Consider the following 15,366-nt stretch of genomic DNA (forward strand, 5'->3'; position numbering starts at 1 on the left):
CTTTACTGGAGTTATAGTAGAACGTGCGTACTGTTTTATTTTGGTAGTAATTTTACGCCCGCTTGGGGAGATGAGGGGGATGAGGAGGATGAGGGAGATGAGGGAGATGAGGAGAAATTACTATTACCCATTACCCATTACCCATTACCCATTACTCATTACTCATTACCTATGCCCCATGCCCCATGCCCCATGCCCCATGCCCATTATTTAACTTCTTTCTCAATCACCATTGCTAATTCATCTGGATCAACAGGCTTAGTAATGTGGTTTTGGAAACCTGCGGCGAGAATTTTATGATTATTTGTTTCGCCAGCAAATGCAGTCAGAGCGATCGCAGGTAGTTTTCCACCTTTTACTGCTTCCATTTCTCTGACTTGACGGATGAGTGTATAACCGTCGATTTCTGGCATGGCGATATCACTGATTAATAAATCTGGTTGAATTTGGGCGATCGCTTTGATGGCTTCACGGGCGGAAGAAACGGCTGTAACTTCAATGCCATATTGCTCTAAGATAAAGGCGATTAGATCCAGGCTATCAACATCATCATCTACGGCAACTACTCGCAAACCCTGAAGATTTGGGCCATGATTTTGCAATTCATGATTTTCAATGCTGTGAGAGGCTGGAGTCATCACGGGTAGCGTGACAGTGAAGGTTGAGCCGAAACCTTCTCCCGGGCTGCTGGCTTGAATCTTACCATCGTGAAGTTCCACTATGTGACGGACAATTGCTAGCCCTAAGCCTAAACCGCCAAATTTGCGGGTGGTTGCTGCATCTGCTTGCCGAAAACGCTCAAATACGTAGGGCAAAAAGTTGGGACTAATTCCTTTACCTGTGTCGGTAACCTGAATTTGGGCATTAGTTCCCAGCTGCTGGAGTTGGATGTAGATGCGACCTCCTTCTGGTGTAAATTTCACAGCATTGGTCAGTATATTTACTACTACTTGCTGCAAGCGGTTAGGATCGCCTTCTAATTTACCAACCGTGGGGTCAAGCTGGGTCTGAATTTGAATCGATTTCGCTTCAGCTGCTAAACGCACGGTTTCTACAGATGCTTCCACAATGGCAACTAAGTCAACTTCACAGATATTGAGGCTGAGTTTGCCACGGAGAATCCGTGAAACATCTAATAAATCATCAATTAATCTTGTTTGTAATTTGGCGTTGCGCTGGATGATTTCTAGGGCTTGAGTTGTCTTTTGGGCATTCAATTGGCGGTTGAGCAGCAGTGTTGACCAACCTAAAATCGGATTGAGTGGTGAACGTAATTCATGGGAGACAATCGCGAGAAAATCATCTTTCATCCGGCTGGCTTTTTCTAGCTCTATGCGCGCCGCACGTTCCCTAGCTAAAGCTTGGGCGCGTTCCTCAATTGCCAACTTTTGGTCGTGAATATCGGTACAAGAACCAAACCAGTTAATAATTTGACCTTCTTGATTACGTAATGGAAATGCTCGCCCTAAATGCCAGCGATATTCGCCATCAGTACGCAAAAAACGATACTCAATCTCATAAGTTTTGCCAGTACGCAGGGAATCTTGCCAAACTTCACTCGTGCGTTGCACATCATCGGGATGCAAAACCGTTTGCCACCCTTCACCACGCGTTTGTTCTAAGGTTTTTCCTGTGTAATCATACCAGCGTTGATTAAAGTATTCATGATAGCCATCTGGTTGGGTAATCCAAAAAATTTGCGGCATTGTATCCGCTAATGTGCTAAACATTAATTCCCTTTGGCGGAGTGCTGCTTCTGCTTGCTTGCGATCGCTAATTTCAAACAGCATTCCCAACATCCGCATCGGTTGGCCTTGTTGGTCGTACTGGAAGCGTCCAAAAGCTGACACCCAATGTAAGCTACCATCTGCCCAAACTACTCGGTATTCGTCTTCATAGTTTTGGCGTTTTGTCATCGCTGTTTTAATTGTTACCTCAAAGCGATGCAGATCCTCTGGATGAATGCGGTTCAGCCAATCCTGATAAGTTCGATGAGGGTTTCCAGGCTCATAGCCAAAAATCATTTCATGGTAAGGAGTCCACATCACGCGATCGCTCAACAGATCCCAATCCCAAGATCCCATCCTAGCGGCATCCAGCGCTAAAGCTAGACGTTCTTGGTTTTCCCGCAATGCATCTTCTACCTGTTTTCGTTCTGTAACATCCAAAAATGCGCCAATTACACCGCGAATAGAACCAGACTCATCCCACAATGGCACAGCTTTGCCGTAGACGGAGCGCACATCTTCATCACTAAAAACAAATTCACATTCTGCCTCAACTAGTTTCCCAATACGACCTGCTAATTGCATTGGTAATTCGTTTGGTGGAATGTCTTGACCATTTTTTTGGATTTTGAATTGAAAGGGAAACTCGCCATCAGCCGGAGTTGCAGTTAACACTGAGCCTGGTGGTAGCCGCATCAATTCATAAGCCGCTCGGTTAACGCTCATGTTATGACATTGCGGATCGTGGGCAATCCAAACAGCAGCAGGAACCGTTTCCATGAAAGTTTCTAGTTCTTGCGCTCGTGCTTTAGCGATCGCTTCACTTTTTTGCAGGGCGAATTCTGCACGTTTACGCTCGCTAATATCAACATTAATACCCACCATGCGTAAAGGTTGACCCGCATCATCGTAAAATACCTTCGCTCTGGCGTGCATCCAATGAATACTGCCATCTTTCCAAACCACACGCCAATCAGTGAAAAATTCCCCTGTTTTCAGCGAATTCATCAAATCTGCTTCGGCTTTAGCTAAATCATCGGGATGAACCCATCTCGCCCACTCTTCATAACTACCGCCAAACTCACCAGGGTTTAAACCGTAGAGTGCTTCTAACTCTTTTGACCAAATATTGACATTAGTTTGAATATTCCACTCAAAGCTGCCACTTTTCGCTGCTGCTTGGGCTAAATCTAACCTTTCTTGCTTTTGTTGCAGTGCTGCTTGACTTTCTTGCAGGGCGACTTCGGTTTGTTTACGTTTAGTGATATCAGTGAGCATGGCGATCGCACTCGAAAATTCACCCTGCTGATTCAAAATGGGGCTAGTGGAAACAATTGCCCAAAGTTCTGATGTGTCTTTACAGCATAAACACAAGTCAAATTGCTGGTTAATATCTTGCAGATTGTACCTTTGTTGCGTTAACCAGCGGTCTAATTCAATTTCAACTTGATGTTCTACAAAGTTGAAAATTGGTTGACCAATCATCTCTTCTATGGCGTAGCCTAGCATTTCGGCTAAACGCTGGTTGACATATTCTGTTTTGCCTTGATTGTCAAATATCCAGATACCTTCATTAGCTGTCTCTAGCAAGCGACGATAGCTGACTTGAAGTGTTGCTAACTTGGCTTCCGATGCTTGTTTAGCAACCTGCAATTCTGCATTTAACGAACTAATCAATAGTGATACTGAACTAAATATGATTAGCTCTAAAGCATCAGAAGCATTATTCAGTGTAAAAACGTATATAGGTTGTGTAAAAAAATAATTATTAGCTAAGATGGCCAAGACTGTAGCCACTAAACCAGCAGAGAACCCACCAGACCAACTACTAAAGACTACAGCCGCAAAAAAAAGTGACGCAACCTTTATTTGTAGCAGTTTTTCCAGCATTAAACCTAATAGCAACGCCATTAGCACTGACAAAATAGCAACACCGTAGCGTTGCATTTGTAAACGCTGGACTTTTAACATACTGCTTTTTGATGAGGTAGACTCTTATTTTACCTTGGGCAACTGGCTGGAGTAATATAGCTTTGGGGTATCGCCAATTGCAGTAAATTAGGATATGTAGGGCGATCGCTTTGCAAAATTGCAGAGAAGCTAAAGAGACTATAGACTTAAATTTGATTGCGCTAACGAGGCAGTATCACCATGCTCGCCAATGCCGCCACCTATGAAGTTACCTGGGAAAAATTACCAGATGATTTTGTTTTAGATGATGAGCCAGTGGATAACATTAATCAGCCTGCCCTTGCTGCAGCTCTGACAGAAAGCTTAGAAATATCAGGGAGATTACCAGCCAACGCTTTAACTATAACTAACTATGGCATTTGTGCCACCTTAAACCGCCAGTTCGTAGTTAAAGCCCCAGATTGGGGATATGTACCCTCTATTAAAGTCCCACGTGCTGAGGTGAAACGCAGTTATACTCCACGGCTCCAAGGCGATATTCCTGTAATTGTCATGGAGTTTATTTCGGATACGGAAGGTGGAGAATATTCCAGTAAACCAACTTATCCGCCTGGAAAATGGTTCTATTATGAGCAAATTTTACAAATACCAAACTATGCCATTTTTGAACCTGATGCCGGAATATTAGAAGTTTATCAACGAGATGATTCCGGACGTTATCAATTGCGATCGCCAGATGCAAATAACCGTTACTTGATTGCAGAAATGAACTTATTTTTAGGTATCTGGCAAGGAGTGCGCGAAAATCGTTCTGGCTTGTGGCTGCGTTGGTGGGATGAACAAGGCGAACTCTTACTATGGGGAGGAGAACTAGCCACTAAAGAACGCCAACGTGGTGAAAGATTAGGAGAACAGTTAAGAGCCTTGGGAATAGAACCAGAGCCTTGAGATAGATATAGTGCGATCGCTAGTTTAATTTCTCATTTGAACAAAAGAGCGATCGCACAAGTAAAATCAGGCAATATAGGTGATGTCAATTCATCATCATGGAATAAAGTCACAGCTAACTTTAAAATCCCTTGTTCTCTGCGATAAACTTCTATTTGTTGCTTCCGCCAATCCACAATCCAATATTCTCTTACACCTCGCGATGAATAGAGCTTGAGTTTTAATTCCCTATCTCGCTTTTCATTCTCTATTCCCGCAGATAGCACCTCTACCACCAATTCTGGTGCAGCAGTCAAATGTCCCGCCTCATCTAACACAGTAGCTAGTTTCTCATTGCTAGCCCAGACAACATCAGGAATCACATGATCGTTGTCGCCAAAAATTATACCTGGCGCTGTGACAACTTCTCCTAAACCACTAACTTGTGACCAGTTATCCAAAACCCCGCTAATTCTCACACAAGTTTTCTGATGCTTCCAGTGAGGCGCTCTCGCCACAAACAATTCCCCGTCAACAATTTCATAGCGGTTCCCGTTATCTGGAAACAAGTCCAAATCAGCGGTTGTCCAGCGAACTCTCTCAGTTGTCTGCTGGTTCATGAGATATTTCTTGTGGGGTATTTACCTAATTTTAGCTTGAGGAGGTGGGTCAAAAGGGAAAAGGTAATTTATTCTCTCTTCCCCATTACCCATTACCCAGCCTCTAAACTACAACCTTTTCCAAAATCAACTTAGAACGCTTCACCTGCTCAGGAATAGCAACGGGGTAATCGCCTGTAAAGCAAGCAGAACAGAAACTATTGGTGTCTTCTCTGGTGGTTTCTAGCATTCCCTCCCAACTGAGATAAGCGAGGGTATCTACTTCCAATTGCTTGGCAATTTCTTCTACTGACTTGGTAGCAGCAATTAACTGATCCTGGGTGTCGGTATCAATGCCATAAAAGCAAGGATGAGTTACTGGCGGAGAGGAAATTCGCATATGTACTTCTGTAGCACCAGCTTCCCTCAGAGTTTTAACTAATTTCCGGCTGGTGGTTCCGCGCACAATGGAATCATCTACAATCACCACGCGTTTGCCTACTAGCACATCTTTGAGTGGGTTGAGTTTCATCCGCAAACCAGACTCGCGCATGGATTGAGTGGGCTGAATAAAAGTGCGTCCTACGTAGCGATTTTTAATCAAGCCTTCACCATAGGCAATGCCAGAAGCTTGGGAAAATCCAATGGCTGCTGGTATGCCAGAATCAGGAACCCCAAACACTAAATCAGCCTCAACCAGAGATTCTGCGGCGAGTCGCCGTCCTAAACGCATCCGGTAACTGTACAAAGTCTCGTCATGCATGAGGCTATCAGGACGAGCAAAGTAAATCATTTCAAAGATGCATAATTTACGTTGGGTCTGTTGTTGCCATTGAATGGAAGTTAAACCTTCTTCGTTAATCCAAACTAATTCCCCTGGTTGAACATCTCGCACGTATTCTGCGCCAATAATATCTAAGCCACAAGTTTCGGAAGCTAAGACATAACGGTCTGGCTCACCAGCTAACATGCCAATGACTAATGGACGAATCCCATTAGGATCACGTACACCCATCACGCCATCAGGAGTCCCAATTACTAAACTAAAAGCTCCTTGGCAACGACGACAAGCTTCAATAGCGGCATCTAGCCAATTTGCCCCAGCATTTACTTCTTCTGCGATCGCAAAGGCAATCATTTCTGAGTCTGTCGTTGTCACTAAGTTGCATTTGTTTTTAAGCAACTGTTCGCGCAGTTCTACAGTATTGACTAAATTACCATTATGTGCTAAAGCTAATGAACCTAAACTAGTCTCGACTACAGCAGGTTGGGCATTAACCTTGCGACTAGAACCTGTAGTTGAGTAACGAGTGTGTCCTACAGCGAGGTTACCCGGTAACTCTTGGAGAACGGTTTCATTAAAGACTTGAGACACCAAGCCCATATCTTTATGCAGGTGTACTTTTGTACCCTCAAATGTGGCAATGCCAGCAGATTCTTGACCCCGGTGTTGGAGTGCATACAATCCAAAGTAGGTTAGTTTCGCAACGTCTTCTCCTGGTGCGTAGATACCAAAAACTCCACAAGCTTCTTCTGGCTTGTCTGGACGATTTTCATCACTATTGATGGCGTTGTCAGATTGTTGAGAGTAATCATCCAAAGAGTCGGGATGGTAGGGAATCATGCTAGCTTTGCTCCTGGTGGTGGTGTCGAGTCACTGGGATTGTGCAATCCCAAATGGGCAGAGATAGTATTATGGGAGATTTTTGGTCTCAGTCTTGTAGGTGATAGAAACCTTGTCGGCAAAGTTTCTACCATCCCAAATCCAAAATTTAAAATCCCCGATTTCTATGGGTGGATAGATGCAGACTTCTTAACAAATCTTTAACCATCCATTAAAACAGTACCGTAATTATGCTAAATGATGCTAATAATTCCCATAGGGGGGATTATACGAATTAACTGGGGGTAGTAATATGAACTGCTAATCGTTTAGCGATCGCTTGGGAATAGCGATTTGTCATATCGTTGATACTACCTTTTATTAAGGTTTGGTTATCAGAGGTTAAGACCCCCAAACCCATCTCTGAATTAACCACTATGCCCAGTTTTTGCCATTGTTGATTGAGATGTTCCTGTAAATAGGATTCCCAAATTTCCTGTTGTTCTGAACCCACGGACACTAAAATTTGTCCACCACCTTCGCCAAATAGCAATGTATCCCACCTTGTGGAGTTATTGGCTGGTAATTCTAAAGTGATTTGCGCCCCCAAGTTACCAGCAATACAAGATTCGGCTAAAGCCACAGCTAATCCGCCCTCAGCACAATCATGGGCTGAACGTATCCAGCCTGCACGAATCCCCTCACGACAAACTTTCTGAATCCGACGTTCCGATTCAAAATCCACCTTGGGCGGTTTACCAGCGATAGTATTGTGAATTGCGACTAAATATTCGGAAGCACCTAAATTATCATTAGATTGTGGCAGTGACCCTAAAAGATAAATCGCATCACCTGCAGCTTGCCAAGCTTGACCACAAATTTTGCTGATATCGGGAATTAATCCCACCATCCCGACAACCGGAGTCGGATAAATCGGCTGGGGATTTCCTTGAGAATCCAGGGTTTCATTATAAAGAGAAACATTCCCACCAGTTACAGGAGTAGCCAATTCCCGACAACCTTCAGCTAAACCGCGACAAGCTTCTGCTAATTGCCAGTATCCTATGGGTTTTTCTGGGCTACCAAAATTTAAGTTATCTGTCACAGCTAAGGGTTCAGCACCCACACAGCTAAGATTGCGTGCAGCTTCAGCCACCACAGCCTTAGCACCTTCGTAAGGGTCAAGATAAACATAACGCGGATTGCAATCTACTGTTGCGGCGACACCTGTCTTACTTCCTGTTTTTCCAGGGGGTTCTAAAGGACGTAAGCGCACCACAGCCGCATCAGCACCACCAGGGAAAATCACCGTATTATTCTGCACCTGATGGTCATACTGACGATATACCCAGCTTTTAGAAGCAATGGTGGGAGTATCCAGCAAAGTTAACAGAATATCATTCCAACTTTGCAGACTTCCTTGAATTTCAATCCCAGTAGTATTGCAAGGAGGTAACGAATCAGCCTGCCATTCCCAAGCTTGGCGCGCATATTCTGGAGGTTCCGCCAACAATTCCCGATGATAAAGGGGAGTGTTTTCTGCTAAAGCATCAGCCGGAATTTCGGCTGCGATTCCACCCTCAAATAGAATCCGTACAATTGGTTCCGCAATCACATTCCCAGCGACAACAGCCTGGAGTCCCCAACGGTGAAAAATATCAATTAACTCTTGTTCTCTTCCCTTGTGGGCAACAAACAGCATCCGTTCTTGCGATTCCGAAAGCAGATATTCATAGGGAACCATCCCCAATTCCCGCACCGGAATTTTATCTAAATCGAGTTCAATACCGACACCGCCTTTAGCAGCCATCTCTGATGTGGAACAGGTAATACCTGCAGCACCCATATCTTGGGCGGCGACAACCGCACCTGTCTTAAATGCTTCTAAACAGGCTTCAATTAATGATTTTTCTAAAAATGGGTCGCCAACTTGCACAGCCGGACGGTCATCTAAAGATTCATCACTCAATTCTGCACTAGCAAAACTTGCGCCTCCCATACCATCGCGTCCGGTGGTGGAACCGACATACAGCACAGGGTTACCAATCCCAGAAGCCCCAGATTTGACGATTTCTGGAGTTTCCATCAATCCCAAAGCCATGACATTTACTAAGGGATTGCCAGAATAAGCAGGGTCAAAGTAAACTTCACCACCAACAGTGGGAACTCCAACGCAATTGTGGGTGATAATACCAGAAGTCGTAACGAAAAGATGAGTATTATCTACTTCTACATCGTAGACATTGCATTCATCAACGTTTTTGGTTTCTATACTGGTAATTTTGACCACTGCTAAGGTATTTGCAGGTTGACGGAAACGTGGGAAAGAATATTTTGTTCCGTCATACCGTGCCAAAGCAGTAGCTAGTTCTGCCGTTCTTGCTTGAGAAAATACATTAGCTAAAGCGGTTAGTCCAGCAAAGTTGGTAACTTCTAACTGCCATAATGGTAATCTTGTATGCTTGCGCCCTTCTATCTCTCCTACTGATGCTGGTCGTTGATAAATGTAAGGAATTGCCCCTTGATTTTGAATTAGCATCAGAGTTTGCTCAAACAACTTGTGGCTAGTTGTCGCAAACGATATTTTGGCATGACTGCCATGAGTTTTTGTAGTTAGGGAACCATCGCCTCTAAGTAAACCCTTGAGGGCTTCACGTTGTAAATGACTTGGCCATGTGAACACAAAACTGGGAAAAGCTTTATTGCTGGCACCAGCACCACACTGCCAAACATTTTTCAAGATATGCCCAAACAGCCAAGAAGTAGCATAAACGGCGATTGTTGAAGACCGTTTTTCCACACATGGGCGTAATCCCAAATCTTTTAAAGCGCTGACAACATCTTCGATATATTCACTTTCATGGAGAGCGAAAGTAAAAATAATCTTATAGGTATTGCCATTTTGAGAGACACATCCTTCTGAGAGGTAATAGCCCAGTAATCGTGCAAAACCTGCATCAGGGGTGATAACCGCCCGCATATAATTGGCTTTGCCACGACGGAACAGGCGGACTTCGCTCCGGGATATTTTGAGTACGGATTCTAAAGCGAGAAAATATCCTAGGGGCAACCTACCATCTTTCAAGTACTGATGACGATTAACCGCAGAAGGTTCGAGTAATCGCAAAGCTGTACGAATTTCTGCTGTCGGTTGCCAAGTTGCGGGGAGTTCCACATATACATCTTTACCAGTCCCATCTTCTGGATTCAAAGTAGATATTAAATCTAATGGGAGAATTTCTTCGGCGCGATCGCTTTCTGGTAAAGCAGTAAGAATGGGGATTTCATCACCTACTTTTAAAGATTGGGCAGTACAGATATCCCATTGACCCTTTGACTGCACCAACATGGGATGATCTGGTGTCACCGTGAGAGTACGACCCAGATTTGTACGAATAGTTACCAGAGTTTGAGTGCGTCTCTTGAAAATCCGCCGTACACGCTGCCAACAACTAGCATGAGTATCAGGGTCTAGAGAAAGAGTTTCAACTGCAATCGCATCATCTAATTCTAGAGTGGTAACATTTCCACGCAACCGCGATTCGACAAAGTTGCCAATTTTGTCGAAATTGACACCATTGCGATCGCGCCAGATAAATGTTTCATTACCAACCAAGCAATTACCATAGTGGCTAATCCCAGCTACAACACCTTGGAACAGCCTTTGAGTTTTACCATCCTCTAGGGAACCAAAGCGCAAGGAATTCAACAAAGCTATGGGACGCGCACCCATCGTAAAGATATCTCTCAGGATACCTCCGACTCCCGTTGCCGCACCTTGGAAGGGTTCAACTGCTGAGGGGTGATTATGAGATTCAATCTTAAAAGCAAGTTGTAATCCGTCGCCTAAATCTACAACACCAGCATTTTCACCAGGCCCAACCAGAATTCGGGGGCCTGTTGTGGGAAACTGTTTGAGTAAAGGCCGGGAATTTTTATAACAACAATGCTCTGACCACATTACCCCAAACATTCCTAGTTCAGCTTTGTTGGGATGTCGCCCTAACCGTCGGACAATTTCTTCGTATTCTTCTGGTTTCAAACCTTCAGCGGCGATTTCTTGGGGTGAAAAGGGAGCAGAGGATTGGGCAGTCATGTAACTAATGCACCAAAAGGACAGAGAATTATTCTATCGGTTTCTTACCTAATCGCGTTACAGATAAAGTAATTGTCAAGTTCATTTTCCAGGCGATCGCTTCTATTACAGAATTCCACAGCATTGCTAGTGCTAGAGTTGTATTAACTGCAAGCTTTTGAGCCTACTATGAATACCATTACAATCCAAATTCCAGATGAGCATTTGCTGAAGTTGCAACAAAGAGCTACTCGTCTGGGAATATCAATAGAAGAATTGGTGTTAATAGGTGTTGAAGAATTGCTCAATCAGCCAGAAACATCATTTCCAGATGCAATGGACTACGTACTCAATAAAAATGCTGAACTGTACAAGCGTCTAGCATAATGCGCTATCTGACTTTGCAAGAGGTATTAGCACTTTATAATCGCATCATTGAGCAGTCTGGTGGTTCTGCTGGTATTGCTAACCTTGGCGCTTTGGAATCAGCTTTAGCGCAACCAAAAATGACCTTTGGTGGAGAGGAACTTTATTCAACCATCGTTGAAAAGGCTTCAGCACTAAGTTTTTCACTGATTAAGAATCATCCTTTCATAGATGGAGTGCGATTCGTTGGCTAGAAACCAATCCCAATAGGGCTTAAGGAGGATTAGCCGCTTAAGATTCATGAGAATCTTTTGATAACTGAATAACAATGTAGGTGCAAAACCTACCCTCCAAGTGCTGGAGTGAAAGCATATCCCCTACTGTAGAGACTAGCCATCAATCGGTAAAGCGGGGATAAAAGGTGGAAATACTGCAAGCCTAATGTGGTAATCACCAAGCAAAGTATCCATGAGTAAAGCCAAGGCTTAAAGACACGTCTGAATCATCGTGATAAAACAGTAGCGCAATCAGGCTGAATCGCTACAACCAAAAGGTAAAGGATAAGGGACTGGCAAATTTTACCTTGACCAGTATGCACTCCCAATAAACCCGGTGAATAGTGTCACTCTAAAGATACATAGCATTGTTATTCGGAACGAAGTAACCCGTTATTTACTCTCAGATGGTCGAGTATCTGAGTAGGTGCTAACCGGATGTAATAACGTGGAGAGATTGAGTAAGAAGCAAATGTTTAATTGTAATGATTGAAATATGCTGACGTACTCACAATGATTTGAAAGGATTGGTCTGATTAGGAAGTATATATGTCTAATACGAGTTTAAAGACTACGGCGGAATGGAATACGATACCCTGGCGAAAGTTAGAACGTAGCGTATACAAGCTTCAGAAAAGAATATACCAAGCTTCTCAACGTGGTGATACTAAGGCAGTCCGCAAACTCCAAAAAACCCTGATGAGGTCTTGGTCTGGAAAAGCTCTTGCAGTAAGAAAAGTCACCCAAGATAACCAAGGAAAGAAGGCAGCAGGTATTGACGGTGTAAAATCCCTTAAACCATCAGCCAGACTCACTTTGGTAATGAATATGAAGCTTAACCATAAGGTAAAAGCAACTCGTAGAGTATGGATTCCAAAACCCGGAAACGTTGAAAAACGACCACTAGGAATACCCACAATGCAAGATAGAGCAACTCAATCGCTTGTCAAACTGGCATTAGAACCAGAATGGGAGGCAAAATTTGAGCCCAATAGTTACGGTTTCAGACCCGGACGCAATGCCCATGATGCAAGAGAAGCAATATTTAATAGTATCAGATACTCAAACAAATGGGTATTAGATGCTGATATTTCAAAATGCTTCGATAAAATAAACCACGAAAAACTATTGACCAAAATTAACACATTCCCGACCATGAGGAGGCAAATAAAAGCATGGTTGAAAGCAGGAGTACTAGACAATGGTCATTTCTCAGAAACTACTGAGGGAACGCCACAAGGCGGTGTAATATCTCCACTATTAGCCAATATTGCCTTACATGGGCTAGAAAAGCTAGTAAAGGAGTTTGCAGCCAGCCAGAGAGGAGGAAAGGTGAAGAATCAGAACAGTATATCCCTAATTAGATATGCAGACGATTTTGTGATTCTTGCCCCCAATAAAACTCAAATAATAGTACTCAAAGAAATAGTAAAAACGTGGTTAGCAGAAATGGGACTGGAATTAAACCCTAACAAAACCCGTATAGTTTCGACTTTCAAAAGCTCAGAGATATTCGCCTCGCAAGAAGTAGGATTTAATTTCCTCGGTTTCAATGTGAAACAATACAAAGTGGGAAAGAATGACTCTGGAAAATTATCGAACGGTAAAAAGTTAGGGTATAAAACACTCATCAAGCCTAGTGTAAAATCAGTAAAGAAACACTACGATGACATAGCAAGAATAATCGATAATCACAAAAATGCTGCACAAGAAACACTAATAAGTAAACTTAACCCTGTAATCAGGGGATGGGTTAACTATTACTCAACATCAGTGAGTAAAGAGATATTCTCAAAGCTAAGTCATCTAATATATCAGAAGCTGAAACGCTGGGGAAAACGTCGTCACCCTGACAAGTCTAATGTATGGGTAACCAAGAAATATTGGCATACAGTAGGTGGCGATAACTGGGTATTCGCAGCAACAAAGAACGGAGAAATCACAATGAGGCTATTCAAACACTCACAAAAAGAAATTGTGAGACACGTAAAAGTAAAAGGTGATGCCTCACCGTTCGATGGGAACTTAAAATATTGGAGTTCAAGAAAGGGCGAAAATCCCTTAGTACCTAAAAGAGTAGCAATACTACTTAAAAAAGCAAAAGGGGAAATGCTCTCATTGCGGATTGTACTTTAGAGAAGATGACCTAATCGAGATTGACCATATCATTCCTAAATCGCAAGGTGGAAAGGATGTATACGACAATCTGCAAGCATTACATAGGCATTGTCACGACGTTAAAACTGCCACTGACAACTCTTATAATCAACCTAAGAGCGATACAGAAATAAATGTGATGTGGTAGTGAGAAGTACCCACGACTTGGGTCAAGTCATTGAGGAGCCGTATGAGGTGAAAGTCTCAAGTACGGTTTTGAAGACCAGCAGGATTGGTGACAGTCTTGCTGAGTTTAATAATAAACGCATCGGTCACGCTGCAATGGAAGTTTTCTTGATTTTGAATGGTTTTGAGATTAACGCCACAGTGGATGAACAAGAACAGGTAATTTTGCAAGTAGCAGCCGGACAGTTAGGAAGAAATGAATTTACTGAGTGGCTTCGCAGCCATATTGTTTCTATAGCTGATTTTAGAGATTTTCCCTAGGGTGCTTAAGCACCCTTAATTCTTTCACAGTTGTTCACTATTCTCTGATTTAACCAACACTCCCACTTGCTTTTTGTGGCGCAGAAATAATAAGCCAGCACCCGCGATCGCTAATCCAGCTAAAAGCGAAGACTCTGGGACTTCTACTGTCCGCTGAAAGCTGATAGGAGTATTAACTAACAATTGATCGCTACTGCTAAAAATCTGGTCTAAGCTAAGGTGTAAGCTTTCAGTTGATTCACAATCTTACTGCCTCTTAATCTCTCTTTAGCAATTGTTTGGCTTAAATTAGGGAGATTTTAAAAGAAGATGAACTCTACATCTACTATCCAGCAAGAGATTTATCAGCTATAAATATCTCTAGAATTTACCGTTGAGTTTGCTGCTGATGGCGAATCGGGGAATTTTTATGTATTCCACTGGTGACCAAATTCTCAGTAATCACCTATCATAATTAAATCTAAGTCTGCTGCATTTAGTATTAGGGACTTCCAGAAATTAAATTATCCAATTTCCGAGAGAAAATATTTTCTTTATCCCCCCTACTCCCTGCCCCTTTGCCAAAAAAGCGATAGTATATTTTTTAGTTGGAAGTCCCTTAACGAGCTACCTCGAGATTCTGTAAAATCAAGTCAGCTCTTGGTGTAAATCCGTCGCCATATGCTACTGGAAACTGGAGAATAACATAAAAAACTTTCCCATTTTGCTGACCAAGGTAAACATCACCCACAATATCTTTACCTTTACTAAAAACTATCTTTTCTTTTGCCCAAGAATAGGAAACTTTTTGACTGCGGCTAACAGCCCGCCAGCCATTAGATGCAATTAAACCATTTTTGCCATTTATAAAACTTCTTAACTGATTGATAGTTTTTAAATCATTTAAAAAGGCAACATGGATATATGCATTATCGTTTTTACTCCCTCCAAAATTAGCAATAAACCTAACTCCAGTTCCTTCACCAGAACTATTACCTTCCGCTACAAAATCTTTTTCAGGAAAGTAGGTACTAAATAAATCGCTGTATTGGTTATACAGTCTGAGGGTAATAGGAGTTTTTTCTCCTTCAATGCTAATAGTAGCGGTTTTAGTGGCTGGTCTATTGGCTTTTGAGTTATAACTGGTTTGGATAGCAGTGGGTGCAGGTGTAACGCTATTCCCTGAGGAGAGTTGATTCTGCGCTGATGTGGCGCAACCTAAGGTTGTTACCAGCAGAATTGCCCCCGTAATCAAATTCACAAGTTTAAGAGTCATTGTCCTTAACAACATTAGTTTTAC

At 42.8% G+C, this 15,366-nt stretch carries 13 protein-coding genes; 7 read left to right on the forward strand and 6 right to left on the reverse strand.

Translation table 11 applies throughout. The features are described from left to right. Window positions 1-206: 206 nt before the first annotated feature. Window positions 207-3,698 carry a PAS domain-containing protein gene (locus tag HG267_RS24355; RefSeq protein WP_045868378.1) on the reverse strand — a complete coding sequence of 1,164 codons (3,492 nt, stop codon included), beginning with the start codon at window positions 3,696-3,698 and terminating at the stop codon, window positions 207-209. A gap of 180 nt (window positions 3,699-3,878) precedes the next feature. Between HG267_RS24355 and HG267_RS24360 the strand changes: the two genes are divergently transcribed. Next, the gene (locus HG267_RS24360) at window positions 3,879-4,586 is read left to right on the forward strand and encodes a Uma2 family endonuclease (protein ID WP_045868379.1); all 708 of its coding nucleotides are present in this window, start codon (window positions 3,879-3,881) and stop codon (window positions 4,584-4,586) included. Between the two features lie 32 nt (window positions 4,587-4,618). Here HG267_RS24360 and HG267_RS24365 read toward each other — a convergent pair whose 3' ends face one another. After that, complete coding sequence (locus tag HG267_RS24365; protein ID WP_045868380.1) at window positions 4,619-5,185, reverse strand: Uma2 family endonuclease; 567 nt, start codon at window positions 5,183-5,185, stop codon at window positions 4,619-4,621. A gap of 103 nt (window positions 5,186-5,288) precedes the next feature. After that, complete coding sequence (gene purF / locus HG267_RS24370; RefSeq protein ID WP_045868381.1) at window positions 5,289-6,788, reverse strand: amidophosphoribosyltransferase; 1,500 nt, start codon at window positions 6,786-6,788, stop codon at window positions 5,289-5,291. On the opposite strand from purF, the gene HG267_RS24375 reads away from it, so the two are divergent. Continuing rightward, complete coding sequence (locus HG267_RS24375) at window positions 6,774-6,992, forward strand: hypothetical protein (RefSeq protein ID WP_045868382.1); 219 nt, start codon at window positions 6,774-6,776, stop codon at window positions 6,990-6,992. The genes purF and HG267_RS24375 overlap by 15 nt on opposite strands. Before the next feature lie 70 nt (window positions 6,993-7,062). Here HG267_RS24375 and purL read toward each other — a convergent pair whose 3' ends face one another. After that, the gene (gene purL / locus HG267_RS24380; protein ID WP_045868383.1) at window positions 7,063-10,863 is read right to left on the reverse strand and encodes a phosphoribosylformylglycinamidine synthase subunit PurL; all 3,801 of its coding nucleotides are present in this window, start codon (window positions 10,861-10,863) and stop codon (window positions 7,063-7,065) included. 168 nt (window positions 10,864-11,031) lie between these two features. On the opposite strand from purL, the gene HG267_RS24390 reads away from it, so the two are divergent. From HG267_RS24390 to HG267_RS24410, 5 genes are all read left to right on the forward strand, one after another. Next, the gene (locus tag HG267_RS24390) at window positions 11,032-11,229 is read left to right on the forward strand and encodes a hypothetical protein (protein WP_045868384.1); all 198 of its coding nucleotides are present in this window, start codon (window positions 11,032-11,034) and stop codon (window positions 11,227-11,229) included. After that, a complete protein-coding gene (locus tag HG267_RS24395) occupies window positions 11,229-11,462 on the forward strand; it encodes a type II toxin-antitoxin system death-on-curing family toxin (RefSeq protein ID WP_081583896.1) in 234 nt (77 codons plus the stop codon). Before HG267_RS24390 ends, HG267_RS24395 begins: the two co-directional genes overlap by 1 nt. Before the next feature lie 570 nt (window positions 11,463-12,032). After that, window positions 12,033-13,619, forward strand: a complete 1,587-nt coding sequence (gene ltrA, locus HG267_RS24400) for a group II intron reverse transcriptase/maturase (protein ID WP_263419968.1) — start codon at window positions 12,033-12,035, stop codon at window positions 13,617-13,619. Then, window positions 13,609-13,788: an HNH endonuclease gene (locus HG267_RS24405; RefSeq protein WP_263419969.1), complete on the forward strand. Its 180-nt coding sequence runs from the start codon at window positions 13,609-13,611 to the stop codon at window positions 13,786-13,788. Before ltrA ends, HG267_RS24405 begins: the two co-directional genes overlap by 11 nt. Continuing rightward, entirely contained in the window at window positions 13,782-14,087 is a 306-nt protein-coding gene (locus tag HG267_RS24410; protein ID WP_263419970.1) for a hypothetical protein, read from the forward strand. Before HG267_RS24405 ends, HG267_RS24410 begins: the two co-directional genes overlap by 7 nt. Window positions 14,088-14,111: 24 nt before the next feature. On the opposite strand, the gene HG267_RS24415 is transcribed toward HG267_RS24410, so the two are convergent. Both HG267_RS24415 and HG267_RS24420 read right to left on the reverse strand, forming a co-directional pair. After that, window positions 14,112-14,270, reverse strand: coding sequence for a PEP-CTERM sorting domain-containing protein (locus HG267_RS24415; RefSeq protein ID WP_168160930.1), 159 nt, complete (start codon window positions 14,268-14,270; stop codon window positions 14,112-14,114). 415 nt (window positions 14,271-14,685) lie between these two features. Then, window positions 14,686-15,342, reverse strand: a complete 657-nt coding sequence (locus HG267_RS24420) for a hypothetical protein (RefSeq protein ID WP_045868386.1) — start codon at window positions 15,340-15,342, stop codon at window positions 14,686-14,688. Between the last annotated feature and the right edge of the window lie 24 nt (window positions 15,343-15,366).

The organism is Tolypothrix sp. PCC 7601, assembly GCF_025677855.1.
Taxonomy (GTDB): Bacteria; Cyanobacteriota; Cyanobacteriia; order Cyanobacteriales; family Nostocaceae; genus Aulosira; species Aulosira diplosiphon.

Bases quoted from the DNA above. Each gene is read 5' to 3' on its own strand.
- ltrA (WP_263419968.1), top strand. From the start codon at position 12,033: ATGTCTAATACGAGTTTAAAGACTACGGCGGAATGGAATACGATACCC.
- purF (WP_045868381.1), bottom strand. From the start codon at position 6,788: ATGATTCCCTACCATCCCGACTCTTTGGATGATTACTCTCAACAATCT.
- HG267_RS24390 (WP_045868384.1), top strand. From the start codon at position 11,032: ATGAATACCATTACAATCCAAATTCCAGATGAGCATTTGCTGAAGTTG.
- HG267_RS24355 (WP_045868378.1), bottom strand. From the start codon at position 3,698: ATGTTAAAAGTCCAGCGTTTACAAATGCAACGCTACGGTGTTGCTATT.
- HG267_RS24365 (WP_045868380.1), bottom strand. From the start codon at position 5,185: ATGAACCAGCAGACAACTGAGAGAGTTCGCTGGACAACCGCTGATTTG.
- purL (WP_045868383.1), bottom strand. From the start codon at position 10,863: ATGACTGCCCAATCCTCTGCTCCCTTTTCACCCCAAGAAATCGCCGCT.
- HG267_RS24360 (WP_045868379.1), top strand. From the start codon at position 3,879: ATGCTCGCCAATGCCGCCACCTATGAAGTTACCTGGGAAAAATTACCA.
- HG267_RS24420 (WP_045868386.1), bottom strand. From the start codon at position 15,342: ATGACTCTTAAACTTGTGAATTTGATTACGGGGGCAATTCTGCTGGTA.
- HG267_RS24395 (WP_081583896.1), top strand. From the start codon at position 11,229: ATGCGCTATCTGACTTTGCAAGAGGTATTAGCACTTTATAATCGCATC.
- HG267_RS24375 (WP_045868382.1), top strand. From the start codon at position 6,774: ATGGTAGGGAATCATGCTAGCTTTGCTCCTGGTGGTGGTGTCGAGTCA.